Genomic DNA, 24487 nt, shown 5'->3' on the forward strand with positions numbered 1-24487 from the left:
CCAGGGTATGGAGTAGTGCCCTCGAAGAGAACGCGGTTGGGGTGCATAGCCACGAGGCTGATCTAGCCTGGACTCCCGACGTTTCAGTATGTAGTCCCTCCACTTCCTCCCAGCCGTCGAAGGATGCCGCGTTGCGGCAGAGAGCACGGTGTAGAACTATGATCTCTCCCACGACGGCATGGCCCTCCGCGAGATATCGATGGTATGGACTGAGGCATTCTCACGTTATCGAACGAGACTTCAAGCACAGAACGCAAGAGGGTAGACCGATTGTCCTCGCGCGCCTATCCGGACGTGGTCATCGAACTTTGACAGGCGACCGTGATGGTTCTGGTCGTTTGGAACGAGATGCCGTCGCCGGTGGCTTCGATGTCGACGGTGATGATGCCGGTGCTGGCGCTCGTGCACGTGACGTTTAGTGTGGCGGTCTTGCCTGGGTCGCGGGTGCTTCTGTTCAGTCCCTCGTTTGTGACTCCGCTACTGGTCTCCACGTCGGTTATCACGAGGTCGACGGTCGTTCCGAACTGGTTCGTGAGGCGGAGAACCTCCCCGGTGGATCCGTTCTCGATGGTCGCGCCCGTCTCCTCGAGTGCGAGGTAGGCGTCGGCGTCGTTGGCGACTTCGACGTCGGCGGACCGGTCGCCTTGGATGCTGTCGTAGCCGGCGGTGCCGACGATGAGCGCGGCAATCACGAACATTGCGAGGACGATTCGGCCGTGATTCATCACTCCACCCCCGGTGGTCGGTCGTAGTCTCCGAGTCGTCGCCCGCGGGCCGTGAGGGTGTGCGCGCTCGCGAACACGAGGAGTGCGACGACGAGGAACGCGACCCACGCGAGGTCCGGGAGCGCCGTGAACGGCCCGGCGTCGAGCGCGAGCGCGACGAGCAGCGAGAGCCCGATCGCGCCCAGCCCGAGGTAGTACCCGTGCCACGGCACCTCGTTCCCGTTCACTACCTCCAGATAGATGGTGAGGTCCTCGGTCTCCGGAGTCACGGTGACGGTGCCCGCGCGGTCGTCGAAGTCGAGGATGCCCGCGTCGTCCATCTTCGGGAGGTGGAGTTGCTGGAGGGACGTGTACACGGACTTGCGTGCCTTGGAGTCCACCTCCACTTCCTCGATGCCGTTCTCCCAGGCCGTGACCTTCTCCGCGAGCGCCCCGAGCGGGACTTCGGCGCCGGCTGGTCGATGCTCCAGCGCGTGCAGGACGAACCGCCGCCGCTGGTTGCTGAGCATAGCGAACACCGTCTCTTCCGTGAGCTGGCTCTCACCGGCCCCCATGATGCGTCCCCCTTCCATCCCCACGTCACTTCGGTTTGCGTCGTGTCGGCTGCTTCGCCCCACCTGTGCGTGTTCGGCTTACCGGCCCCCAGCGGTTTCCCTTCTGGTGTTTCAAATCTTCCATCAATCTATAGGCGTTAGGGGATTGTTACCTTGTTATAGTTAATGGCCTTTCGCCATTTTGAACGAATTTCCAAAAGATATAATCGATAGAGCCTTTTATTATAAAGCATCTGGGCAGGTTCGTGTCGAATCTTGAACAAGTGTATGAGGGGACGGCCGCCGATTCCGGTTCCAGCGTACCCGAAAATTTCCGCCGGGGACGGAAATCACGCCGGCGATTATTCGCGCGCACACCCTGGGACGTGACCCAGTAACAACACCTTAATGTGACGAACGCATCAACGACGAGGTATCTCGGGGATGTGCGGTCGTGATTCGGGCGGACGCGAAGCTCCGAGCGCGAGCGTATCGCGAGCGCGCCTCACAGTCGCAACGAATCCATCGGACCCGGTCGATCGCCACGACCGGACAGCCACCAGAACGACGCTGTCACCGGGGGGTCCACGGCAATCGCCGAAGCACCCCACGGCCGCCTCTCCAATCGCTACCCGTCTCTACCAATGAGTGACTCAACCGACGATTCGAGGTCGAACGACGCTGGAACGGCGAGCGACCCTACACCGTCGACCGACGCCACGTCGCCGCCCGCCCCCGAATCGCCGCCTGACTCCACGTCACCGACAGATTCCGCGACGTCGGCGGACTCCCTGCGGTATCGACAGTTCGTCGTGGAGAACTACGCCGTCATCCTCGTCGTGCTGCTGGTCGCCGGGAGCGTCGGCCTCTGGATGGGGTACACGGCGTTCCTTTCCCCGTCGACCGTCTCCGAAGAGCAGACCGCGTCGACGTGGTCGAAGACCTCGCGCTTCACGCACGGTGCGGAGGTCAGAAAACCCAATCCCGTCTACGACGTGGGGACGCGGTTGCGAGCACGGCAGGCGTATTTCCCGCTGATCGCGCCGTTCCTCAGTGGCCAACACGAATTCGACTACACTGCAAGTGAGAACGCGTCGGTCGACGCCGAGACGACCCTCCGATTGATCATTCGCTCGACGGACGGCGAGGAGACCTACTGGCGGTCGACGAACCAACTGGGCACCAGCAACGAGAGCGACCTGCGTCCCGGGGAGACGCTCCGGACGCCGTACAGGTTCAACCTGAATCGGAGTCGGGCGACCATCGAACGAATCGACGATACGTTTGGGGAGACAATCGGCGACCCGGAGGTCGTGGTGCAGGCCACCACGCGAGTGACGGGCGCAGTGAACGGCCGGCCCGTCGATCGGACGTTCACCAGTAGCATCGTCCTGACGCCTGACGGCGACGCGTTCCTGGTCGACGACCCCGGATCCGTCCGCGACTCGTTCAGTCAGACTCGAACCGTCCAGCGCCAGAAGGAGTATTCGACCATCTGGAAACTCTCGGTCCCGACCTTGCTAATCGTCGGCTTCGGTTGTGCGGGCCTGCTCGTATGGTCGCGGCGACTCGACCTGCTCTCGCTCGACCAGACCGAGCGAAACCAGTTGACTCGCGGGCGGTACGAGGAGTGGATCTCTCATGGGAACGTGCCCGAACCGCTGGACTACCCAGATTCGAAACGTGTCCAACTGCACTCGCTGATGGACTTGGTAGACGTCGCGGCTGATAGCAACAATCGCGTCCTCTACGACGCCACACAGGGACGGTACGCAGTTCTCGACGACCAACGCTGCTACGTCTACGACGAGCAAACGGCGACGTCCACTGCCGACGTTTCCGACGACATCGACTCCGACCCGGACGGACCCGAAGCGTCACAGTAGCTCCCGCCGCCAACGAAACGCGATTCGTCGTTTCTTCCTCTCTGATTCCAGGCTGGCTGCCGTGAACGCTCCTCACGTCCGTTCGTCAAGAATACATGGACCGACCGCACGACGAAATTCGAACCGAAGTGAGACGGTCAGTCACTCCGCTCGGCTGTTGTGACTCACTGACTTCGAACCCCGCTTGCCACTGACCCTCTTCAAATTCGCTCGTCGCGCCGCGGGCGTGGCGGGGGTTCCGCGAGTGTAGCGAGCGGGGCTCAGGAACGCTCGCTGAACGAACGAAGTCAGTGAAGCGGGCGTGACGGGATTCGAACCCGCGATCGGGGGGTTAGGAACCTCCCGCCCTATCCGCTAGGCCACACGCCCGCGAGGGGCGCGGTGGAGAATCAGTTGGTCTCCGTCGACGTGTCCGTGGTCGTCTCGGTGGACGTGTCGGCGGTGGTCGTCGTGTCGTCGAACGCGCTGTCGTCGCTGGTGCTGGGCCCCTCTCGCATGTCCTGGAGCTCGTCCTCCACTTCCTCGCGTCCCTTCTGGAACTCGCCCATCGCTTCACCGGTCGATCGCGCGAGCTTGGGAATCTTGTTCGCTCCGAAGAGCAGGACTGCGATGAGGAACACGATGACCATCTCCGGTGCACCGAGGCCCCCAATGAATGTCGGAATCGTTTCGAGTGCCATCTCTACCTCACGCTTACCCGACGCCAAATATAGGCTTTTTGCTCGTTCGACCGGCGCGAACGAACCAGTCGAGTTCGGGAATCAACACGAACCGTGCCCACGACCGAGAAATCGAAACCCCGTGTCAACACACCCCTATCCACCGCTAGCGCTACGCGTCCAGCCTCCGCGAACGCAACACGTCCAGTCTCCGCGAACGCAACCGGTATCCCGACGCCTCCACAAAGGTGTCGACGATGGTCGACGTTGACGACACTTCACCCGACTTCACTGCACCGGTCGCGACCGGCGACGTCGAATCGTTCACGCTCTCGGACGCCATCGAGGACGGCCCTGTCGTCCTCGCGTTCTTCCCGGGAGCGTTCACGAGCGTCTGCACCGCCGAGATGTGCTCGTTCCGGGACCGATTGAGCGCGTTCGAGGACGTCGACGCGACCGTGTACGGCGTCAGCACCGACTCGCCGTTCGCACTGAACGAGTTCCGCGAGCAGAACGACCTCTCGTTCGGCCTCGTCAGCGACCACGAGAAGGAGATCATCGACGCGTACGACGTTCGCACGAGCTTCGACCACCTCGACGTCCACGGGCTCGCGAAGCGCGCGGTCTTCGTCGTCGACACCGACCGGACGGTCACGTACGCGTGGGTGAGCGACGACCCCGGCGTCGAACCGGACTACGACGCGGTTGCCGCCGCCGCCGAAGCCGCGGACTGACGGGCCGACGGAGGATTCTTCTGGCCGGAGGGCGACGACGCGGTATGAGCGATACCGACGCGGGGAACGGTCGCGTGTACTCGCCGCAGGGCGAGCACTCGTTCCCGGACGAGAAGCTGAACGCGGTCCTCGAGTTCGTCGAGAACGACCCGGAGATACAGACGTATCTCGAAGCGCAGAACGTGAACGCGGTCGACCGGAAGGGGTACAACGACCACGGCGCGAAGCACATCAATATCGTCCGTCATCGCGCGCTCTGCCTGTACGACCTCCTGAAGCGGGCGGGCGTCGAGTTCAACGGCGCGAAACAACAGGGGCTGGACGAGGAGGACGAGGCGGTCATCGTTGCGCTCGCCGCGACGCTCCACGACATCGGGCACGTCGTGCACCGCGACAACCACTCGTACTACTCGATTCCGCTCGCGTCGGACGAACTCGACCGCATCCTCCCGGAGTTCTACTCGAAGGTCGAAGCGGTGCGCGTCAAGGGTGAAGTCCTGCACGCCATCCTCTGTCACCACACCGAGGAGATTCCGCTCACGAAGGAGGCGGGCGTCGTGCGCGTCGCGGACGCGCTCGACATGGAGAGCGGTCGGTCGCGGATGCCCTACGAGCGCGGTGGGCGCGGTATCAATACCATTTCGAGTCAGGCGATCGAGAGCGTGGCGCTCTCCGCGGGCGAGGACCATCCGGTGCTCGTCGAGATCGAGATGAACTCGGCGGCGGGCGTGTACCAGGTGGACAACCTCCTGAAGGCGAAGCTCCTGGATTCGATGCTCGAGGACGACATCCGCATCGTCGCCATCCAGTCGACGAGCAACGGCGACGAACTCGTCGAGCGGATCGAGCTGTAGGGCGCTACCGCGAACGCAAGGTTTCTGTCGTCGTGGCCCCGACCGTCGGTCGTGCCCGAGGAGGACCGCGAGTGGCCCGACCCGCCGCTGGAGAGCGACCGCGATACCGGTCGGCTCCGCGTTCGCCTCGCGTGTTCGGCCGTCGTCTTCCTCGCGTTCGTCGCGCTCTCTTGGAACTACGTCGGCGAGGTCGTCGCGATGCTCTGGCCGCCCCACGAGTCGCTCTCGCGGTGGGTCACGCTCGTCCTCCTCCAGCTCATGGGGTACGTGGTCCTGCCGCTGCTCGTCGGTGGATTCTTCGGCGACCTGGTCTACGACCACGTTCTCGACGACGGCGACGAGGCGTCGTGATGTCCTCGCGGCCGTGTCCCCCTGACGCTGTCTCCGCGGTGACGACCGCGTGACGATGCTCGTCCGAGGATATCGTGAGATGGCTTCGGCTGGCGCGTGCGACCGAGCGGTCGTCACCGCGCGAACGTGACGGTTCGTGTGTCGTCGCGGTCGACGTGCCCGTCGGCTTCGAGCGTCGCGAGGACGTCGAGCAGCCCAAGTTTTGGGACGCCGAGGGCGTCGGCGAGGGCGTCGACCGTGGTCTCGCCTTCGTGTGCGAGGTAGACGTAGACGAGCTTCGCCTGCGCGGACTCGATGGTGGACGGAACGGTCGTCGGTGTCGCGTTCCTCGGTCGCGTCGTGGTGCTCATGGTATCACCAGGCCACAGCTTCGACGAACATAAATCTCGGTGTCGACAGGCGTCGAACTCTCGACAGGGGTTGCCGGCACCGCGACCACTCGCCGGCGTCGACGCGACGCCGCACCCGCCAGACGCGCCGGCGCACCCACGTGAGCGCGGACTGGCAACGTTTGCGGGTGGTACGACTGACGACGAACCCACTCACGCACCGACCTCCTGGACTCGCTCGCCTGACAGCGGGCCCTACTCCACGCGCTCCGTGCCCGTCTGCGTCAACTCCGAGTCCGCGTCGCCCGTGTTCGTCGTCCCGGACGGTTCGAACAGCAGAATCTCGGCCGACTCGTCCGCCACCGGCCGGTGCTCGACGCCACGCGGGACCACCAAGAGCTCTCCCGAAGCCAACGTCACCGGGTCCCGTTCTCGGAACTCGATCCGTAACTCGCCCGACCGCACGAGGAACAGCTCATCGGCGTCCTCGTGACTGTGCCAGACGAACTCGCCCTCGACCTTCGCGAGCTTCACCGCCTGCCCGTTCAACTCCGCGGCCACTCGCGGCGACCACCGCTCGTCGAACGACTCGAACGCCGAACCCAGGTTCACCTTCTCCAGACCGGCACTCGCCACGCCACGTTGAAAACCACTCGCCACGACACACTGAGAGGGACTGACTCTCGCGGGCGCGTTCACGTAGACGTCGCTCAGCGGCGTACGTGTGGACGACGGAAGAGGTGGGAGTCCCGCGAGGGTACGCGGGGCGAGCGAAGCGAGTCCCGCGCAAGCGAACGGCGAAGCCGTGAGCAGTGAGTGAGGAGGACTACGCCACTTCCGCGAGCGAACGCGGTGAGCGAACGGAAGGGGCGGGAGTCGAACCACGCGAAGCCTCTCCACGAATCACGCTCGTGGACTGCTCTCCCACTGAGCTACCCTTCCACGTCCGGCGGTTCGAGATGCCGGCTGATAGGCGCGTTGGTCGGCGAATCGAAACGAACGGCTTAACCGCGCTTGCACGCAAGCAGGTGGTCGTCATGAGTATTGCAGAGATCGTCTTCGCGACGCTGACTGGGCTGATCGCCGGTGCGGTGTTCGCACTCGTCGACGCACCGATACCGGCACCGCCCGCCCTCGCGGGCGTCATGGGCATCGTCGGCATCTACGTCGGGTTCAAACTCGTCGAGCACTTCGAGCTGGTCGGCGCGGTCGCGGACGCGATCCCGCTCTGAGCACGGGCGCGTCAGTCGCCGGAGATCGTCGAGTTCGACGTGTCCTCGTCCGGTGCGTCGAACGCGTAATAGATCGTTCCCATGACGACGCCGAAGACGGCGTGTCCGGCGAGCATCGCACTCGAGACGTACGGGAACGGGACCGATACCGGTGAGACGACCGCGAGCCAGAGCGGCAGTACCACTACCGACAGCGCGACCCAGACGACGAGTGCGAACAAGATACCCGCACCGACCTGGTCGCGCGCACTCGCCCCCGAGCGGTCGGTCAGTCCGATGACGGCGGCGAACACGACACCGAGGACGCTCGCGTGCAGCACGTGCAGCACCCACCCGAGGACCGCATCACCCGGAGGGGTGACGCCGTACAGCGCGGGAATCGTCTCACGGAGCACCGACGGGTCGACGACCGACACCACCACGCCGAACGCGACCCCACCCAAGATACCACTTGCCAGCCCCAATCGCCAATCACCACCGAACGGGTCCGCGGTCTCCGGCGGTGACCGGCTCGTCTCCGTAGCCATCGTACGGAACACGAAGGCGAGACGAGCGTAATGTAATACTGCCCATATCGAGCGTGCAGCCTCACGTTTCGAACCCGGACGCCGGGCGCGACGAACGCCCGCCCGACCCGAGTAAGCCCGCGTTTTCGTGACGCGATGCTCGCGGACGACGATTCCGGAACGGTAGATGCAGAACGCGGACCCGACAGATGCAGAACGCGGAACCGCCGACGCATCGGTGGGTCGTCGACTAGCCGCGACGGGCCGCGACGGGCCGAACGGTCAGTACGAGCGTTCCTTGGGCTCGTACGTCTTGTTCTCGCCCTCGAGGATGACCGGACGGAAGAAAACCTCGGGTTCGCCGTCGTTCCACCCGATGAGCGTGTGCTTCAGCCAATCCTCGTCCTTGCGTTCCTGGTGCTCCTTGCGCCAGTGCGCGCCACGGAACTCGTCGCGGACGAGCGCACCCATCGCGATCGTCTCCGCGATGTCGATGAGGTTCCGCGTCTCGATCGTGTGCTGGAGGTCCGTGTTGAACGTCCGGCTCGGGTCCTCGACGTACACGTCCTCGTAGGCCTCGCGGATGTCGCGGATGTCGCGCAGCGCCTCTTTCACGCCCTCCTCCTCGCGGAAGACGTTCACGTTCTGGGTCATCGTCTTCTGGAGGCGCTCGCGGATCTGGCTGTGCTTCACGCCCTCCTCCTTCGACAGCATCTCCTCGACGCGCTCGCGTTCGGCCTCGACCTCGCGTTCGACGACCGCGGTCGGGTCCTGCGTGACCGCGCCGCCGTCCGCGGCCGCGGTCTCGCCACCGGCACCGCTGATACCGCCCTCGCCCGGTTGGACGGGCATCTCGGTGTCGTCGTACTCGATGTCGCCGCGCTCTCCCGTCTCGATCTCCGGGTCGCCCATGTCGGCGCCCGCCGCATGCTTGCCAGCGCGCGCGCCGAACACGATGAGTTCCGGGAGCGCGTTCCCGCCGAGGCGGTTCGCGCCGTGCACGCTCACGCACGCGGTCTCGCCGGCGGCGTACAGCCCGTCGATGCACGTGTGGCCGTTCTCGTCGGTCTCGACGCCGCCCATCTGGTAGTGCTGCCCGGGCTTGACCGGCATCGGCTCGACGAGCCCGTCCACGCCCTCGAAGTCCTCCGCGAGGTGGAGGATGTTCTCTAGGCGGTCCATGATGCGTTCCTCGCCGAGGTGCCGCATGTCGAGCATCACGTACTCGTCCTCGAACCCGCGACCCTCGTTGACCTCCGTCAGCTCGGCGCGGGAGACGACGTCGCGGGACGCGAGCTCGCCCTCGTTGTTCGCGTACCCGTGCTCGAACATGAAGCGCTCCCCGTCGGCGTTGTAGAGGATACCGCCTTCCCCGCGGACGCCCTCGGAGATGAGGACGCCCGTGCTCGGGAGCGTCGTCGGGTGGAACTGGACGAACTCCATGTCCTCCAGCGGGACGCCCGCGCGGTACGCGATGGCGTACCCGTCTCCCGTGTTCGCGACCGCGTTCGTCGTGTGGTCGAACGCCTGCCCGGGGCCGCCGGTCGCGAGGATGACGCCGTCGCTCGCCTTGAATCCGGCTATCTCGCCGGTCTTGATGTCCATCGCGACGGCACCGTGGCACGTCCGCTCGCTCGGGTCGTCCTCGTCCGTGACCGCGACGTCCTGCACGTACCACTCGTCGTACACCTCGATACCTCGCTTGACCACCTGCTCGTACATCGTGTGCAGGAGGTGATGCCCGGTCTCCGCGCCGGCGTACGTCGTCCGCGGGAACGACAACCCACCGAACGGTCGCTGGCTGACGGTGCCGTCGTCCTCGCGGGAGAACGGCATCCCCCAGTGCTCGATCTGGATGACCTCCTCCGGAGCGTCCTGCGCCAGGGTCTCCACCGCGGGCGCGTCCCCGAGGTAGTCCGACCCCTTCATGGTGTCGTACGCGTGCAGCTCCCAGTCGTCGCCCTCTCGGAGCGCCGCGTTGATGCCGCCCTCCGCCGCGCCCGTGTGCGAGCGCACCGGATGGAGTTTCGTGACGATAGCCACGTCCGCGCCTTCCTCGTGAGCAGCGATCGCCGCGCGGAGTCCCGCGCCGCCGCCGCCGACCACGATGACGTCGTGTTCGTACATGTTGAATGCTTAGGATTCGTTGACTTGAAGTTGTCTACCAGAACTTGAGGTTGTTCTTCACCGCTTCGCGCTTCAGTTCCTGGATGTGCTCGGTGAGCGGGATGTCCTTCGGACAGACCTCGGTACAGGAGAACTGCGTCTGGCACCGCCAGACGCCGTGTTCCTGTTCGAGGATGCGGAGCCGGTGCTCCTCCAGTTCCTGCTCGTCCTCGCGCTCGTCCATGTAGAACCGGTAGGCCTTGTTGATCGCCGCCGGCCCGAGGTACTCGTTGTCGCCCGCCGCGATGTTACACGAGGACATGCACGCGCCACACCAGATGCAGCGCGTGCTCATCTTGATCTTCTCGCGGTTCTCCCGCGTCTGCTTCTGCTCCTCGCCGCTGGGTGCGGTGTCGTCGCCCTGGAAGTACGGCTCCACGGAGTGCATCTGGTCGTAGAAGTGCTGCATGTCCACGACCAGGTCCTTCACGACGTCCTGATGGGGGAGCGGTTCGACGCGAACCGGCCACTCCAGGTCGCTCATCTGGGTCTTACAGCACAACCGCTGCTGTCCGTTCACGAACATCGCGTCCGACCCGCAGACCGCCTGCCGGCACGAGTGCCGGAACGTCAACGACGGGTCGTAGTGGTCGCGCGCGTACATGAGCGCGTCCAAGACCGTCATCCCCTTCGTGAACGGCACGTGGAACTCGTCGAACCGCGGTTCCTGCTTGCCCTCCACTTCGGGGTCGTACCGGAAGACCTTCAGCTGGACCGACCGGTCCGCCGCGCGGATCTCCTCCTCGGCCTTCTTCTGAGCGTCCCGGTAGCTCGCGGCCTCGGCCTTCTCAGCCATCCGCTTCTCCTGGGGTGATTCTGCCGACGCGTCAGCCTCCGCCTCGGCGCTCGACTCCGCCTCTGCCTCCTGTTCTGGAACTTGCGTACTCATTGTTAGAGGAACCCGTTCATGTGAAGTGCGACGCGCGTGCCCTGCACCACGAGCAGCAGTCCCGCGAGTCCGAGGATGCCCTGCGCCGCGCGCTTCTGCGTGCCCTCGATGCCCTGGTTCACCATCGCGTTGTAGATGCCGTTGACGCCGTGGAACGTCGCCGTGACGAGGAACAGCCACATCGTCGCGAAGTACCCGATGTCGGACATCCGCGCGGACGTCCCGGCGAAGGTCACCTCGTACGCGTGGTGGTAGAAGTGCAGCAGGAAGAAGTGGAACGCGAGAACCACGATGAGGAACGCTGCGGTGATGCGCTGGAAGAGCCAGCCCCAGCCGCCGCGGTCGAAGCTCGTCGGCGCGCCCGCGGTGTCCGCGGACATCACGCCCCACCTCCGAGTCCGGCGAGGAACGTGGGAACGCTCGCGGCGACGATCGCGCCCGTCAGGACGAGCGACGCGTAGAAGCTCTTGTCCTGACTACCGAGACCGATGCCCAGGTCGACGAGCAGCAGTCGCGTGCCGTTCAGGATGTGGAAGACGGCGGTCGACAGCAGGCCAATCTCGAGGATGCGGACGACGAAGATGCTCTCGAGACTCTGCAGCGTCGTCGTGTACGATTCCGGGCCTTGGATTGCTGTGCTGAGGACTGCGATATGCGTGAAGAGGTAGCCGACGAGGATCCATCCGGTGAACTTGTGGAAGATCCACGCCCACATGCCCGCTGAAAACTCCTTCCAGCGGCCGAAGTCCTCGACGAGACCGCGGTTGTAAGACTGGCTCATGCTCTATGCGGGACGCTTGGACCGTACCGGTATAGAAGTTACTACCTCGGAGTCCCAGATGGCGGTTCGAGGGCGCCGCGAACGGGGTTCTCGCCCGCCGTGACGTGTCGGGGAGGGGAGTGGTTGGGGGGTCGGACGACGGTTCTCCGGGTGCGAGCCGAACCGGTTCGGTCGCGCGACGGCTCTCAGGCGTCCGCGGGCGCGTCGACGGCGGTCGGCGTCTGCTCGCGTTCGAGCGCGCGCCGCGTCGGCTCGTCGAGTTCGACGAGGTGACAGAGCGGGTTCCCGGGGTAGACGACGGGGTTCTCGAGGATGCCGACGAGCACGCCGGTGAACGGCGCGTCGACGGCCGTGTTGTCGTCCTTGAACGGGCTGGTGATCGTGCAGATGCGGTCGCCCTCGTGGACGAGCGACCCGCACTCGAAGTGCATGTCGACCATCCCGCCGGCGTCGGCGCGCAGCCACGTCTTCTCGTCGTTGTCCTCGACGACGGTCCGCCACCCCGGCCAGCTGACAGCTTCGGCGGCGAGGAGGCCGTACTCGGCGAGGACGCTGCGGACGCCGTCGAGCGCGCGGTCGATGAGCGCGCGCTGGAATCGATGGGCTTCCCCCATCTCGATGGTGATGGTGGGGACGCCCGCGTCGCTCGCTTCGCGACGGAGCGTGCCGCTGGGTCCGTCGCTGGAGATGATGACGTTCGAGGAGAACGCGTTCGCGAGCCGAGCGATGTCGTCGTTCGCCATGTCGGCGCGGACGTGCAGCATGTTCGTCCGGCCGCGCGTGGACGTGTGGAGGTCGATGCCGAGGTCGCACGGCTCCACGAAGTTCGTGAAGATGCGGTGGGCCATGCGTTTCGCGCTCGTCGAGTCCTCGCGTCCGGGGAACGACCGGTTCAGGTCGCGGTCGTAGATGGGGAGGTAGCGTTGCTGCGCGAGGAACCCGGGGACGTTCAGGACGGGCATGCAGACGAGCGTCCCGCGGAGGTCGGCGAGGTCCCACTCGTGGGCGACCTCGCGGACGACCTCGATGCCGTTCAGTTCGTCGCCGTGCGCGGCCGCGGAGAGGAACACGGTCGGACCGGGGCGTTCGCCGTTGATGATAGTCACTGGGATGCGGACGGGGTCACCGAGGTACGTCTCGCTGATTCCGTAGCGTATGTTCGCGGTCTCGCCGGGGTCGACGCGTCCCCCGTTGTACGTGAACGCGTCCGCCGCGTCGTCGCTCATGCCTCGCCTTCGGTCGTCGGCACGTAAATGCCTGCAGGTCCGGAGCGAGGAATCGGGACCGACCGTTATTACACATGGTGTCGTACTTGTTGTCATGGAGGTACGTGACGCAACCGCTGACGACTTCGAAGCGATGCGGAGGACCGCTGCGGCGTCGATGCACGAGTCGTACGACTCGTTCCTCGACCCGGAGACCATCGACGCGGCGCTGGACGAGTGGTACGGTGCCGATACGCTCGCGGCGCAGGTCGCCGCGGACGGCGCGCTCCTGTACGTCGCGGTCGAGGACGGCGACGTCGTCGGGTTCGTGCAGGGCGAGGTCGTCTCGAAGGACCCCGTGGAGGGGCGCGTGCTCTGGTTGCACGTGCATCCGGACGCGCGCGGTGACGGCGTCGGGTCGCGGTTGTTCGTTCGCGCGCAGGAGGCGCTCGTTGACGACGGCGCGGAACGCATCACGGGCGTCGTGCTGGAGGGGAACGAGCTCGGGACGGCGTTCTACGAGGGGCACGGGTTCACGCGCGCCGGCGACCGCAGGGTCGAGGTCGGCGACGAGTCGTACGCGGAAGCGATTTACGTGCAGGGCGAGTCCGGCGCGAGTGAGTGGGAGAGCCTCGACGAGTACGACGTCGACGGCCGGTCGGTGTACGTCAGCTACAGCGAGGCCGACCGCGGGTCGAGGGGACCGCTGTACACGGCCTATAGCGACCCGGACCGCGAGCGGAAGTACGGGTACTTCTGTGGTGCGTGCCACTCGTTCGACGTGTCGATGAACTCGATGGGCGTCGTCGAGTGCAACGACTGCGAGAACCGCCGGAAGGCGACCCGCTGGGACGCATCGTATCTCTGAGCGCTCGGGCGTCCGGTCCCGTCGAGACGCTCAAACGCCGACATCGCTGGACGACACGCCGTCGACCGGGAACCATTGGTTGAGACCCTCACACGCTTGCTACGGGTCTATCAGGGAACGCTTTTGGAACCCCCGTGAGTGGGTACGTACATGAACGGTTCTTCCGGTGTACGCGTCGGCGTTCTCAGCTTCCACAACAGCAAGGAATCCAAAGCCATCTGTAACGCGGTCGAGGACCTCGGTCACGAGCCGGAGTGGCTGCGCGAGGAGAACACGACGATCCGCGTCCGCGGCGACGACGTGGAACTGACACCGGACGTCGACGTGGTCGCGAACCGGATGCTGCTCTCGAACACCGAGCAGCCCTGCGAGGAACTCGGTATCGCGAACACCATCCAGAGCCTGCGACCGATGCTGAACACGCCGAACGCGACGCTGCGTGCGTCCCACAAGTTCGCGACCGCCGGTGCGCTCGCGGAGGCTGACATCCAGGTGCCGGACGCGCTGATGGCGCTCGACTCGATGGCGCTGAACGCCGCGCGCGACGACTTCGGCGACGAAGCGGTGTACAAGACCGCGATCGGCACTCACGGCGGCGGGACGTGGAAGGTCGGGCGGGACGAGCACGTGAACCCGAAGGTCGGGAACCGGTACGCGTTCCTCCAGAGCCTCATCGAGCGCGACGGCCAGAAGCACCGCGACATCCGCGTGTACGTCGTCGGCGACGAGGTCGTCGGCGCGATGTACCGGTACGCGCCGGACAACGACTGGCGGACGAACGTCGCGCTCGGCGGGAGCGTCGAGGACGCGACCGACGACCTCCCCGAGGAGGTCGTCGACATCGCGACGAAGGCCTCCGAGGTCGTCGGCCTGGATTACGCGGGCGTCGACATCGTCGAGGGGAACGACGGCTGGTTCGTGCTCGAGGTGAACCCGACCGCGGGCTTCAAGGGGCTCTACGAGGCGACGGGTCGGAGTCCGGCGCCGTACATCGCGAAGCTCGCGATCGAGCGCGCGGGCGGGTCGGTCGACGAGGAGCGCGTTCGCGAGCTCTCCGCGACGCTCGACGACTCCGTCCCGGCGTGTAAGCCGCGGCTGCCGACGTCGGACTCGGACGAGCCCGTGATCGTCGGTTACACCGAGGAGGTCGTCGTGCACGGGACCCAGGGGTCGAAGACGATCGTCGCGAAGTCGGACACGGGCGCGACGCGGACGAGCATCGACACGAGCCTCGCCGCGGAGATCGGTGCGGGCCCGATCAAGTCCGTGATGAAGGTGAAGTCCGGGAGTCTCAAGTCCGGGAAGTCCCGGCCGGTAGTCGACCTCGTGGTGGGCGTCGGCGGCCGCCAGCACACGGTCACGGCGAGCGTCGAGGACCGGAGTCACATGGACTACCCGCTCCTGCTCGGCCGGGACATCCTCGGGAACTACCAGGTCGACGTCTCGAAGCGCGTGGACGCGAGCGACGACACCGACGAGGAGGAAGAGGAGAGTCTCGAGGAGTAACGCGCCTCGACGCTCAGAGCGCCTGGAGCGTCCAGAGAGCGGCCATCCCGGCCGCTATCGTCGCGGGCACGTTCTCGGTCTTCCACGCGACGAGCGCCGCGAGCGCCGCGGCGGGGAGCTTCGGCGAGTACGCGACCGCCGGGAGGACCGTCGCGGTCGGTTCGACGGCGACGACGGCGGGGACGACGAGGGCGGCGAGGACGGCCGCGGGGACGAACTCGAGCGCGCGCTCGACCCGCGGCGGTATCTCGTCGACGCGACCGACGACGACGACGAACGACGCCTTGAGCGCGAACGTCCCGATGCCGCCGGCGAGGACGACGAGCCAGAGCGTCGCGTCGCTGGCTACCACGAGCGCTCACCCGCGTCGTCGCGCGCGGTCACGCGCCGTCACCCGCTGGCGCGGCGTCGTCGTCTCGGGTCGCATCGAGTGCGGTCGCGGCGAGGACGCCGAGGAGCGCGGCGGCGACGAGCGAGACGTCGTAGGGGAGGTTGGTGCCGGCGACGGTGCCGACGCCGCCGACGACCGCGGCGAGCGCGCTCGGCGCGCCCTCCAGGTTCGGGACGAGGAGCGCGAGGAACGTGAGGGGGATGGCGAACTCGAGCGAGAGGCCGCTCGGGACCTGCGCGCCGACGAGCACGCCCGTCACCGTCGAGAGCTGCCACGACACCCAGAGCGTCCCAGCGGCGCCGACGTAGTACCACTTCCGTCGGTCGGGCGTCGTCTCGCCGTCCCGGTAGTCGACGAGTGCGACCGCGTACGCCTGGTCGGTCATGAGGTACGCGAGCAGCGCCCGCCAGCGGGTCGAGAACGCCCGGAAGTACGGGGCGATGCTCGCGGCGTACATCGGGTACCGGAGGTTCACGACGAGGATGGTCGCCAGGACGACCGCGGCGGGCGACCCCTTCGCGAGGAGTTCGACCGCGGCCAGCTGGGCGGCACCCGCGAACACGACCGCGGACATCGCGGCGGCCACGGTCGGCGGGAGGCCGCGGTCGACCGCGGTGACGCCGTACACGAGTCCGAACGGGACGACACCCAGGAGGAACGGGCTGATAGCTCGCACGCCGTCGAGCGCGTCGCCGCGCGCGCTCACGGCGCCATCACCCGGGGAGACGCTCGCGTCTCGGTCATGACAGAAGGCGACGACGCCACCGCAAATCGGTCTTTGGGTCGGGGCAGTCGACGCCACACCGCCGGCGTGGCGAGGCATCCGGCGCCCGGAATCGTTCGGCCGTTTGTTCCGACCGATATCCCCGGTTTATTATACTACTAGTTATTATGTTTACATATTCCGCAGGGTTCGTGGTCGAGACGACGCATGCTCGCGATGGTCGCCGGCAGCACCGGCGTCGCTCTCGCAGGATGCAGTGAACGGGACGGCCAGCCCACCGAGACCTCGACCACGGCTACTCCGGAGCTCTCGCTCTCTGCCCCGTCGAGGACGCCGCGGGACGAGGCGTTCGACCTCGTCGTCGAAGGCGCTCCGCCCGGAGCGACGGTCACGCTGGAGGCGACGATGGTCGACTCCGACAGCGATCCATGGTCGTCGAAGACGACGTGGGAAGCCGACGACGACGGCCGCGTGGCGGTCGCCGACAGCGAGCCGGTGAGCGGTGCGTACGAGGACACGTCGACCATGGGGTGGCTGTGGTCGATGACGCCCGAGTCGAAGGAGGAGTCGTTCTCTCACAGCGTCAGTGCGGACGAGAAGGCCGTCTCGTTGACCGCAGCGACCGACGTCGGACGGGTCGAGACCGACGTCACGCTCGAACTGAACGACCCGGGAATCAGCGACTCCCCGATCCAGAGCGACGACTTCGTCGGCGGCATCGCCGAACCTGCCGGCGACGGACCACACCCGGCCGTCCTCGTCCTCCACGGCTCGGTCCCTGCGGTTCCACGACGTCTCATGCAACTACTCGCGTCCCACGGGTACGCCGCGCTGGGAGTACGGTACTTCGGCGACGGCGACCCGGTTCCGGATGCGCTCTCCCGCGTCCCCCTCTCGTACTTCGACCGAGCGCAACGCTGGTTGCGCGACCGCGAGTTCGTCCAGGACGCACCAGTTGGCGTGATTGGAGCGTCTCGGGGCGGCGAGCTCGCGCTCCTCCTCGGCGCTCGGTTCGATTGGGTGGGGGCCGCCGTCTCGTACGTCGGGAGTGGCGTCGGCTGGGGTGCAGCCAGGGATACCACCGCCCCGGCGTGGGAGGACGACGGTGAGCCCGTCCCGTTCCTCCAGGTGGAGGGTAGTTGGCGGCTGACCGAGGACGGTGAGTATCGCCGTACTACCCCGACATTCGAGGCTGGATTGGACGCGGTCGACGCATCGACCCTCGAAGAAGCCACCTTCGCCGTCGAGAACGGCGACTGTCCAGTTCTCGCGATATCCGGCGGCGACGACCAGATCTGGCCCTCTACGCGGCTCTCGGAGATCGCCATGGCTCGGCTCAGAGAGCACGACTTCGAGTACGATTTCGAACACGCAAGTTACGAAGCGGCAGGGCACGCGATATCCCGACCCTTCCGGCCGACCACGAACCGAGCGGGAGCAGACCCGGACGGGATGCCACCGCTGGCGTTCGGCGGCACCCCTGAGGGATATGCGACCGCGGACGCGGATTCGTGGCCGAAGGTCCGCTCCTACCTCGAGAAGGGACTGGTCGAGCGCTGACGTCGGTCAGTCCTCGACGACCTCGTCGACGCTCTCGGCGAGGTCCTCGTCGACGCGCCAGAGGTACAGGCTCGCGTAGCTCCGGTACGGCCGCCAGCGGTCGGCGCGCTCGACCATCTCGGCGCGCGTGAGGTCGTCGCCGTCCGGGAACACGCGCTGCATGCCCTTTCTGATGCCGAGGTCGCCGACGGGGAAGACGTCCTCGCGGCCGAGCGCGAACAGGAGCTGCATGTTCGCGGTCCACTCGCCGACGCCCGTGATGCCGGTGAGCGCTTCGCGGACCGCGTCGTCGCTCTCGTCGGCGAAGGACTCGACGGAGTGGTCGTGTTCGTCGAAGGCGTCCGCGATCGCGTTCACGTACCGCGTCTTCTGCCGGGAGAGTCCGGCGTCCCGGAGCACGTCGTCGTCCGCGGCCTGGATGCCGGCGGGCGTGACGTCGACCGCGTCGAAGAGGCGGTCGCGGGTCGCGGCGGCGCTCGCCATCGACACCTGCTGGCGGAGGACCGACGTGACGAGGCGCTCGAAGAGGTCGTCCGCGGTCTCGACGTGGAGGTCGCCGTGCTCGGCGACCACGGCGCCGAGTATCTCGTCGTCGCGGAGGACGGCGTGCGGGTCCGTCGCCGGAGCGTCGGCGTCGTCTGACACGACCGGTCGTAGTACCTCCCGGCGGTTAGCGTTCACGGACGCCACGGCGGCGGCGTCGGGCCGCGATGGCGGGCTAGACGGTTTGGCTCCATCCATAGCCGCGTCGCGACGGGTCTTGTGGACATGGAACGAACCGAACTCGACGTTCGGACGTCCGTGACCACGGCCGTCGACGCGGTACTCGGATGCCTGGGTGTCGTCGCCATCGTCTTCCCGATCGCCGCGCTCGCGGACGCGGTCCTCGGCTCGCCGCTCGGCGCGCGCGTCTGGCTCGTCGCCGGTGCCGCCGGCGTCCTCGCCGCGGTCGCGTTCGCCGCTCGCGAGCCGTCGCTCGGCCGCCTCGCGAAGTTCGTCGGGGTGGCGTTCGGGAGTAGCTTCGGCTGGCTCGTCGCGGTCGCCGCCGTCATGAGCCTCATGGGCGTCGCCATCCCCGCAGGCGACCGGGAACCGTTCCTCTACGCCGGCCTGCTCGCGCTCGCGACCGCGTACGTCGGCGTCTACAGCGACGCCGTCGACGTCGACTACGAGAGCGGGAGCGCGTCCTCCTTCGGGACGTCCTGACGCGCGACGACGCCCAACCGAACGAGGCCGCGACCGAGCGCCCTGTCCGGCGTCGGGCTACGAACTCGCCTCCGCGAGCACACCGATAGCATCAGGTATCCGAGCGGAGAAGCCCGGGTATGGAGACCATCGTCGACGAGATCCGGTCGTGGCTGCTCGCCACCGCCGACTTCGCGTTCGCGTTCCTCGGCGTCGCCGCCGTCGCGTACCCCACCCTCTACCTCCTCGCCGCCCTCGTCGGCTCACCCGTCCTGCGCGACCTCGCCGCGCTCGCCGCGTTCGTCCTCGCGTTCGGCGCGAGCTACCCCTACGTCGCCGGCGACTGGTCGCTCGGCCGCCTCGGCGAGTTCCTCTTCGTCGCCGTCGCCGGCGTGCTCGCGTGGGGCGCGGTCGTCGCCGGCGTCGTCCTCGCGCTCGACCTCGCGACCGCTCCCGACGACCCCGCGTCCCTCGCGACGACGTGGACGCTCGCCCTCGCCACCGCGTACGCCGTCGTCTACTGGCAGCAGAGACAACTGTTCCGCTGACATCGCCCACCTCGGACCGAAACGCTCACGAGGGACAGCGACGACGACCAGACCATGACCGACCTCGAACAGCGAGTCCAGGCGTGGTTCGGCTTCGCCGTCGAGGTCGTGTACACGTTCTTCGCGTTCGTCCTCGCGTCGCTCCCGCTGCTCGCGCTCGGCGACGACGCCTTCGGCGAGCCACTCGGCACCCTGGTCGTCCCGCTCGTCCTCGCCGTCGGCGTCGCCGGGACCGTGGCGTTCGAACTCGGCGAGTACTCGTTCGACCGCCTCGGGCACTTCGTCGTCGCCGCGTTCGCCGCCGCCGTCGGCTGGGTGCTCGTCGTCTCGTCGCTCGTCCTCGTCCTCGACCTGTGGGCCGCCCCGCGCGACCCGCTCCCGATGTTCGTCGCGTGGTCGCTCTCGCTCGCCACCGCGTCCCTCCTCGTCTACCGCGGCGAGGACGCACTCGCCTGACGGCCCCGAGACCGCGGGCCGCTCTCCTCGCAGGCTACCGCTTCGCGAGCGTGACGCTGTACGTGTGCTCCCACCCCTCTGGCCCGGTCTCGACGTCGGCCACCCGCCAGCCGGTTCCGACGACGGCATCGCGCACCTCGTCGGGCGTGAACAACCTGAACAGCCACGGCTCGCCGAGTTCGTCGTCGTACTCGTACTGGACGATGCGGGCCGCGCCGCGATTCGCCGGGTCGGCGCGGAACCCTATCAGGTCCCGCGTCGCCTCGTGGCGCGGGTCGTAGCACCCGAAGAGCGCGGTGGCGTCGGGCGTGGTGACGTACGCGAGGTCGGTCCCGACGACGGCCCAGTAGAACGTCACGCCGCTGACGAGGAACGCCGGCGGCGTCGGGTCGAACCCCACCGTCTCGGTGACGAACAGGACGTTCGCGACGAGCGGCACCACCGCCGCGAACCCGAGCGCGACGCTCTGCACGCGGAACAGTCGCTCCCGTCGCGCGATGACGTCCGACATCACGAGCACGCCCGTCATCACGAGGACGTACATGTACGCCACGTGAACGAAGAACAGGACGCCGTGCGTGTCCGTTATCGGCGTCTGCGCCCGCGACCAGTCGAGCTTCCAGAACAGCTCGTGGACGTCGTTCGTCCACACGACCACGTTCACCAGCACCGGCTCCACCGCCAGCGCCGCTAGCAGCTGCCGGTCCACGAACTCCCCACGGTCGCTGTACTCGAGCGCCAACAGCAGTCACGCCGTCGGCACCAGCGGAATCGCGAGATAGGTGAGCTTCGTGAACGTGTGCGACACCATCGGAGAGACGCCGAGGTTCTCGAAGAACGCCATCGTCGCCCACACGAGGACGCCCACGTGCAGCAACTGGACGAACCGCGTCAGGTCCGTGGGTTCCTCTCGGTGGAACCGCCACATCGTCACCACGGTAACCACCGACGTCCCACCGAGCAGGACCAGGTACCAGAGCGGGGCTTTGAACATCGAGAGACCAGGCTAGGACGGACGGTTCGCCGGACGCGGGAAAACGTCTTACGGCCATCTCGCCCGGCTCCGGTTGCCGCGCTAGCGAGTTCGAACGACAGGGAGAACGGATCGCGGCCGGCCCGCGCGAGCGGGCCGTCTCAGCGCACCGTCAGTAGCCCTTGCCGAGGAGTTCGCGCGCGATGATGTTCTTCTGGATCTCGGTCGTACCCTCGTAGATCTGCGTGATCTTCGAGTCGCGGTAGAACCGCTCGACGGCGAAGTCGTTCACGAACCCGGCACCGCCGTGGATCTGGACGGCCTCGTTCGCGACGTCGACGGCGACGCGCGACCCGAACTCCTTCGCCATCGACGCGAGCTTCGTCACGTCGTTGCCCTGGTCGACGTTCCACGCCGCCTTGTAGGTCAGCATCCGCGCCGCCTCGGTGCGCGTGTGCATGTCCGAGAGCTTGTGCTGGATCGCCTGGAAGTCACTGATGGGGCGGTCGAACTGCTCGCGCTCCTGCGCGTAGTCGAGCGCAGCCTCACTCGCGCCCTTCGCGATACCGACGCCCTGGGCGGCGACCGCGGTCCGGGTCTCGTCGAAGAACTGCATCTGCTGCAGGAAGCCCATGCCGCGGTTCCCGATGAGGTTCTCCTCGGGGACGCGCACGTCGTTCAGCATGAGTTCCGCGGTGTCGCTCGCGCGAATCCCGAGCTTGCCCGTGATCTTGTCCGCCTCGAACCCGTCACGGTCGGACTCGACGACGATCTGACTGAAGCCGTTGTAGCGTCCTTCCGCGTCCGGGTCGGTCTCACAGAGGACGACGTAGTAGTCGCCGATGGACCCGTTCGTGATCCACATCTTGTTCCCGTTGACCACCCACTCGTCGCCGTCCTTCTCGGCCTGTGTGGAGACCGAGGAGACGTCGGAGCCGGTGTCGGGTTCGCTGATGGCGGCGCCCATGATGGCGTCGCCGGTCGGGATGGGTTCGAGGAACCGCTCCTTCTGGTCCTCCGTCCCGAACTCCATGATGGCGTCCGCACCGAAGCTCGTGGACGTCAGCGAGAGGCCGATACCGGGGTCGACCGCGAAGAGCTCCTCGGTGATGAGCGCGGACTCGAGGTTCCCGTAGTCGGCGCCGCCGTACTCGAAGGGGATGTGCGCGCCGAGCAGGCCGGCGTCGGCCGCCTTGTCGATGATGTCCCAGGGATACTTCTCCTCGACGTCGTACTCTTGGGCGACCGGTTCGATCTCGTTCTCGGCGAATCGAGCGACCTCTTCCTTGATCTGTTTCTGCTCGTCTGAGAGCGCGAAGTCCATAGTAAACCATTAACGCATTGTTCGTTAAAAAGGTATGTACCCGACGGTAAACTAGAGAGGAGTTGGTGGGCTCGCTAAGGGAAACCTTGAAACGATTGCCAGTTGACTTCTCGTCCATGGAGTTGGAAGAAGTCAACACCGTCGCAGTTCTCGGCGCTGGTAACATGGGCCACGGTATCGCGGAGGTCGCGGCCCTCGCCGGCTACGACGTCAACATGCGGGACATCAAGGAGGAGTTCGTCCAGGGCGGCTACGAGAAGATCGAGTGGTCGCTCGGCAAGCTCGCCGACAGCGAACAGATCACGGAGGCGGACGCCGACGACGCACTCGACCGCGTCACACCGCTCGTCGACCTCGAGGAGACCGTCTCGGACGCGGACGTCGTCATCGAGGCCGTACCCGAGCGCATGGACGTCAAGGAGGACACGTGGACGGACGTCGAGGCGTACGCGCCCGACCACACCGTGTTCACGACGAACACGTCCTCGCTCTCGATCACGGACCTCTCCGAGTTCACCGAGCGCCCCGAGCGCTTCTGCGGGATGCACTTCTTCAACCCGCCGATCCGGATGGACCTCGTCGAGGTCATCTCCGGCGGGCACACCGACGACTCGACGCTCGACCTCGTCGAGGACCTCGCCGAGGACTTCGGGAAGACGCCCGTTCGCGTCCGCAAGGACGTCCCCGGGTTCATCGTGAACCGCGTCCTCGTCCCCCTCATGAACGAGGCCGCGTGGCTCGTCGACGAGGGCGTCGCCACCATCGAGGAGGTCGACGCGACGACGAAGTTCGACATCGGCCTGCCGATGGGGAGCTTCGAGCTCTCCGACTACGTCGGCATCGACGTCGGCTACCACGTCCTGGACTACATGCACGAGGTCGCTGGCGACCGCTACGAGCCGGCGCCGATGATGGTCGAGAAGGTCGAGAACGAGGAGTTCGGCCAGAAGTCCGGGAAGGGCTTCTACGACTACGAGGACGGCGACGGCGCGGACGTCTCGATGGACGACGACCTGTTCAACGAGACCGTCAAGGAGCGCCTGCTCGCGGCGCTCGCGAACGAGGTCGCGTACCTCGTGGGTGACGACGTCGCCAGCCCCGAGGAGATCGACACCGCGGTCAAGCTCGGGGGGCGCTGGCCGAAGGGGCCCGCGAAGTTCGTCGACGAGTACGGCGTCGAGCGGCTCGCCGAGGCGCTCGACGAGGCCCACGAGGAATCCGGGCATCCGCGCTACGAGGCGTTCGACCACCTCGCGACCGTCGTCGAGGACGGCGGGTTCTACGACGACGACGGCGAGGGCGACGACGACGCTGTCGACTTCGAGACGCTCGAGGTCACGTACCCCGGCGAGAAGGTCGCCCAGATCGAGCTCTCGCGCCCCCAGCAGATGAACTCCATCAGTCTGGAGCTCATCGAGGAGCTCGACGCGGCTATCGACCTCGTCGACGAGGACGACGGCGTCCGCGCGCTCCTGTTGACGGGCGCGGGCTCGAAGGCGTTCTCCGCGGGCGCGGACTTCATGAGTATCGCCGGCGGTGGCGCGGACCCGTTCAACGCCGTGGAGCTGTCGAAGTACGGCCAGGAGACGTTCGGGCGGCTCGAGGAGATCGAGATGCCCGTGGTCGCGGCGATCGACGGGTACTGCCTCGGTGGTGGCATGGAGCTCGCGACGTGCGCGGACATCCGCGTCGCCTCCACGCGTAGCGAGTTCGGCCAGCCCGAGTTCGACCTCGGCCTCCTCCCGGGCTGGGGTGGCACGCAGCGCCTCCAGCGCATCGTCGGCATGGGGCGCGCGAAGGAGATCATCTTCACCGCCGAGCAGTTCGACGCCGAGGAGATGGAAGCGTACGGGTTCGTGAACGAGGTCTACGACGCCGAGTCCTTCGAGGACGAGGCGGTCGCGTACGCCGAGAAGCTCGCGGGCGGCCCGCCGCTCGCACAGCGGTTCACGAAGCGCGCGATGGCGAAGGGCTGGGACGACAGCGACGCCGGCCTCGAGATCGAGTCGATGGGCTTCGGGCACGTCGTCGGCAGCGAGGACGTCCACGAGGGCATCAACGCGTTCTTCGGCGACGACGACCCCGAATTCGAAGGGAAGTAA

At 66.7% G+C, this 24487-nt stretch carries 29 protein-coding genes and 2 tRNA genes; 12 read left to right on the forward strand and 19 right to left on the reverse strand.

Translation table 11 applies throughout. The annotated features are described in order from the left end of the window. Positions 1 to 284: 284 nt before the first annotated feature. Together SM754_RS13320 and SM754_RS13325 are read right to left on the reverse strand one after the other, a co-directional pair. On the reverse strand, positions 285 to 725 hold the full coding sequence (locus tag SM754_RS13320) for a hypothetical protein (RefSeq protein ID WP_323676729.1): 441 nt from the start codon (positions 723 to 725) through the stop codon (positions 285 to 287). Continuing rightward, positions 725 to 1297, reverse strand: coding sequence for a DUF7344 domain-containing protein (locus SM754_RS13325; protein ID WP_323676730.1), 573 nt, complete (start codon positions 1295 to 1297; stop codon positions 725 to 727). The genes SM754_RS13320 and SM754_RS13325 overlap by 1 nt, the downstream gene beginning before the upstream one ends. A gap of 605 nt (positions 1298 to 1902) precedes the next feature. Between SM754_RS13325 and SM754_RS13330 the strand changes: the two genes are divergently transcribed. After that, positions 1903 to 3144 carry a DUF5305 domain-containing protein gene (locus SM754_RS13330; protein WP_323676731.1) on the forward strand — a complete coding sequence of 414 codons (1242 nt, stop codon included), beginning with the start codon at positions 1903 to 1905 and terminating at the stop codon, positions 3142 to 3144. A gap of 296 nt (positions 3145 to 3440) precedes the next feature. On the opposite strand, the gene SM754_RS13335 is transcribed toward SM754_RS13330, so the two are convergent. Beyond that, positions 3441 to 3513: transfer RNA gene (locus SM754_RS13335), tRNA-Arg, on the reverse strand. Between the two features lie 20 nt (positions 3514 to 3533). After that, on the reverse strand, positions 3534 to 3824 hold the full coding sequence (locus tag SM754_RS13340; RefSeq protein WP_323676732.1) for a twin-arginine translocase TatA/TatE family subunit: 291 nt from the start codon (positions 3822 to 3824) through the stop codon (positions 3534 to 3536). 236 nt (positions 3825 to 4060) lie between these two features. Between SM754_RS13340 and SM754_RS13345 the strand changes: the two genes are divergently transcribed. Genes SM754_RS13345 through SM754_RS13355 form a run of 3 tightly spaced genes read left to right on the forward strand, consistent with a single transcriptional unit; the run spans position 4061 to position 5742 of the window. Beyond that, on the forward strand, positions 4061 to 4537 hold the full coding sequence (locus SM754_RS13345; protein ID WP_323676733.1) for a redoxin domain-containing protein: 477 nt from the start codon (positions 4061 to 4063) through the stop codon (positions 4535 to 4537). Positions 4538 to 4581: 44 nt separating this feature from the next. After that, positions 4582 to 5391, forward strand: coding sequence for an HD domain-containing protein (locus SM754_RS13350; protein ID WP_323676734.1), 810 nt, complete (start codon positions 4582 to 4584; stop codon positions 5389 to 5391). 51 nt (positions 5392 to 5442) lie between these two features. Continuing rightward, positions 5443 to 5742, forward strand: a complete 300-nt coding sequence (locus SM754_RS13355) for a hypothetical protein (RefSeq protein WP_323676735.1) — start codon at positions 5443 to 5445, stop codon at positions 5740 to 5742. Between the two features lie 113 nt (positions 5743 to 5855). Here SM754_RS13355 and SM754_RS13360 read toward each other — a convergent pair whose 3' ends face one another. From SM754_RS13360 to SM754_RS13370, 3 genes are all read right to left on the reverse strand, one after another. Next, a complete protein-coding gene (locus tag SM754_RS13360) occupies positions 5856 to 6092 on the reverse strand; it encodes a helix-turn-helix domain-containing protein (protein ID WP_323676736.1) in 237 nt (78 codons plus the stop codon). A 234-nt stretch (positions 6093 to 6326) separates the two neighbouring features. Continuing rightward, positions 6327 to 6692, reverse strand: a complete 366-nt coding sequence (locus SM754_RS13365) for a cupin domain-containing protein (protein ID WP_342674267.1) — start codon at positions 6690 to 6692, stop codon at positions 6327 to 6329. Between the two features lie 240 nt (positions 6693 to 6932). Then, positions 6933 to 7013: transfer RNA gene (locus SM754_RS13370), tRNA-Ala, on the reverse strand. Between the two features lie 95 nt (positions 7014 to 7108). Between SM754_RS13370 and SM754_RS13375 the strand changes: the two genes are divergently transcribed. Next, a complete protein-coding gene (locus SM754_RS13375) occupies positions 7109 to 7303 on the forward strand; it encodes a XapX domain-containing protein (RefSeq protein ID WP_323676738.1) in 195 nt (64 codons plus the stop codon). Between the two features lie 11 nt (positions 7304 to 7314). Here SM754_RS13375 and SM754_RS13380 read toward each other — a convergent pair whose 3' ends face one another. From SM754_RS13380 to SM754_RS13405, 6 genes are all read right to left on the reverse strand, one after another. Further along, the gene (locus tag SM754_RS13380) at positions 7315 to 7830 is read right to left on the reverse strand and encodes a histidine kinase (protein WP_323676739.1); all 516 of its coding nucleotides are present in this window, start codon (positions 7828 to 7830) and stop codon (positions 7315 to 7317) included. A gap of 261 nt (positions 7831 to 8091) precedes the next feature. Then, positions 8092 to 9936 (reverse strand): FAD-binding protein, encoded by a 1845-nt coding sequence (locus SM754_RS13385; RefSeq protein WP_323676740.1) that lies wholly within the window; start codon positions 9934 to 9936, stop codon positions 8092 to 8094. A 34-nt stretch (positions 9937 to 9970) separates the two neighbouring features. Next, complete coding sequence (locus tag SM754_RS13390) at positions 9971 to 10864, reverse strand: succinate dehydrogenase/fumarate reductase iron-sulfur subunit (protein WP_323676741.1); 894 nt, start codon at positions 10862 to 10864, stop codon at positions 9971 to 9973. Between the two features lie 2 nt (positions 10865 to 10866). Then, positions 10867 to 11244 carry a succinate dehydrogenase hydrophobic membrane anchor subunit gene (locus tag SM754_RS13395; RefSeq protein WP_323676742.1) on the reverse strand — a complete coding sequence of 126 codons (378 nt, stop codon included), beginning with the start codon at positions 11242 to 11244 and terminating at the stop codon, positions 10867 to 10869. Beyond that, positions 11244 to 11645, reverse strand: coding sequence for a succinate dehydrogenase, cytochrome b556 subunit (gene sdhC, locus SM754_RS13400; RefSeq protein WP_323676743.1), 402 nt, complete (start codon positions 11643 to 11645; stop codon positions 11244 to 11246). The genes SM754_RS13395 and sdhC overlap by 1 nt, the downstream gene beginning before the upstream one ends. Before the next feature lie 185 nt (positions 11646 to 11830). Next, on the reverse strand, positions 11831 to 12871 hold the full coding sequence (locus SM754_RS13405; RefSeq protein ID WP_323676744.1) for a succinylglutamate desuccinylase/aspartoacylase family protein: 1041 nt from the start codon (positions 12869 to 12871) through the stop codon (positions 11831 to 11833). 94 nt (positions 12872 to 12965) lie between these two features. On the opposite strand from SM754_RS13405, the gene SM754_RS13410 reads away from it, so the two are divergent. Next, positions 12966 to 13718: a GNAT family N-acetyltransferase gene (locus tag SM754_RS13410; RefSeq protein WP_323676745.1), complete on the forward strand. Its 753-nt coding sequence runs from the start codon at positions 12966 to 12968 to the stop codon at positions 13716 to 13718. Positions 13719 to 13868: 150 nt separating this feature from the next. Further along, complete coding sequence (locus SM754_RS13415; RefSeq protein WP_323676746.1) at positions 13869 to 15224, forward strand: RimK family alpha-L-glutamate ligase; 1356 nt, start codon at positions 13869 to 13871, stop codon at positions 15222 to 15224. A gap of 13 nt (positions 15225 to 15237) precedes the next feature. Here SM754_RS13415 and SM754_RS13420 read toward each other — a convergent pair whose 3' ends face one another. Both SM754_RS13420 and SM754_RS13425 read right to left on the reverse strand, forming a co-directional pair. Further along, positions 15238 to 15576 carry an AzlD domain-containing protein gene (locus tag SM754_RS13420; RefSeq protein WP_323676747.1) on the reverse strand — a complete coding sequence of 113 codons (339 nt, stop codon included), beginning with the start codon at positions 15574 to 15576 and terminating at the stop codon, positions 15238 to 15240. 28 nt (positions 15577 to 15604) lie between these two features. Continuing rightward, positions 15605 to 16321 (reverse strand): AzlC family ABC transporter permease, encoded by a 717-nt coding sequence (locus SM754_RS13425; protein ID WP_323676748.1) that lies wholly within the window; start codon positions 16319 to 16321, stop codon positions 15605 to 15607. 225 nt (positions 16322 to 16546) lie between these two features. Here SM754_RS13425 and SM754_RS13430 point away from each other — a divergent pair, with 225 nt between their 5' ends. Then, positions 16547 to 17899 carry an acyl-CoA thioester hydrolase/BAAT C-terminal domain-containing protein gene (locus tag SM754_RS13430; RefSeq protein WP_323676749.1) on the forward strand — a complete coding sequence of 451 codons (1353 nt, stop codon included), beginning with the start codon at positions 16547 to 16549 and terminating at the stop codon, positions 17897 to 17899. 6 nt (positions 17900 to 17905) lie between these two features. Here the strand turns inward: SM754_RS13430 and SM754_RS13435 are convergent, their stop codons facing one another. Then, on the reverse strand, positions 17906 to 18544 hold the full coding sequence (locus tag SM754_RS13435) for a DNA-3-methyladenine glycosylase family protein (RefSeq protein ID WP_323676750.1): 639 nt from the start codon (positions 18542 to 18544) through the stop codon (positions 17906 to 17908). Positions 18545 to 18667: 123 nt separating this feature from the next. Here SM754_RS13435 and SM754_RS13440 point away from each other — a divergent pair, with 123 nt between their 5' ends. The 3 genes from SM754_RS13440 (at position 18668) to SM754_RS13450 (ending at position 20088) form a co-directional block, all read left to right on the forward strand. Next, the gene (locus tag SM754_RS13440; RefSeq protein ID WP_323676751.1) at positions 18668 to 19105 is read left to right on the forward strand and encodes a hypothetical protein; all 438 of its coding nucleotides are present in this window, start codon (positions 18668 to 18670) and stop codon (positions 19103 to 19105) included. Between the two features lie 119 nt (positions 19106 to 19224). Further along, on the forward strand, positions 19225 to 19632 hold the full coding sequence (locus SM754_RS13445) for a hypothetical protein (RefSeq protein WP_323676752.1): 408 nt from the start codon (positions 19225 to 19227) through the stop codon (positions 19630 to 19632). A gap of 54 nt (positions 19633 to 19686) precedes the next feature. Continuing rightward, the gene (locus SM754_RS13450) at positions 19687 to 20088 is read left to right on the forward strand and encodes a hypothetical protein (RefSeq protein WP_323676753.1); all 402 of its coding nucleotides are present in this window, start codon (positions 19687 to 19689) and stop codon (positions 20086 to 20088) included. Between the two features lie 34 nt (positions 20089 to 20122). On the opposite strand, the gene SM754_RS13455 is transcribed toward SM754_RS13450, so the two are convergent. The 3 genes from SM754_RS13455 to SM754_RS13465 all read right to left on the reverse strand — a co-directional run bounded on the left by SM754_RS13455 (position 20123) and on the right by SM754_RS13465 (position 22385). Next, positions 20123 to 20830, reverse strand: a complete 708-nt coding sequence (locus SM754_RS13455; protein ID WP_323676754.1) for a histidine kinase N-terminal 7TM domain-containing protein — start codon at positions 20828 to 20830, stop codon at positions 20123 to 20125. A 6-nt stretch (positions 20831 to 20836) separates the two neighbouring features. Beyond that, a complete protein-coding gene (locus SM754_RS13460) occupies positions 20837 to 21082 on the reverse strand; it encodes a hypothetical protein (protein WP_323676755.1) in 246 nt (81 codons plus the stop codon). 151 nt (positions 21083 to 21233) lie between these two features. Further along, on the reverse strand, positions 21234 to 22385 hold the full coding sequence (locus SM754_RS13465) for an acyl-CoA dehydrogenase family protein (RefSeq protein WP_323676756.1): 1152 nt from the start codon (positions 22383 to 22385) through the stop codon (positions 21234 to 21236). 116 nt (positions 22386 to 22501) lie between these two features. Between SM754_RS13465 and SM754_RS13470 the strand changes: the two genes are divergently transcribed. After that, the gene (locus SM754_RS13470) at positions 22502 to 24487 is read left to right on the forward strand and encodes a 3-hydroxyacyl-CoA dehydrogenase/enoyl-CoA hydratase family protein (protein ID WP_323676757.1); all 1986 of its coding nucleotides are present in this window, start codon (positions 22502 to 22504) and stop codon (positions 24485 to 24487) included.

The organism is Halorubellus amylolyticus (assembly GCF_034808145.1).
Lineage (GTDB): Archaea > Halobacteriota > Halobacteria > Halobacteriales > Natrialbaceae > Halorubellus.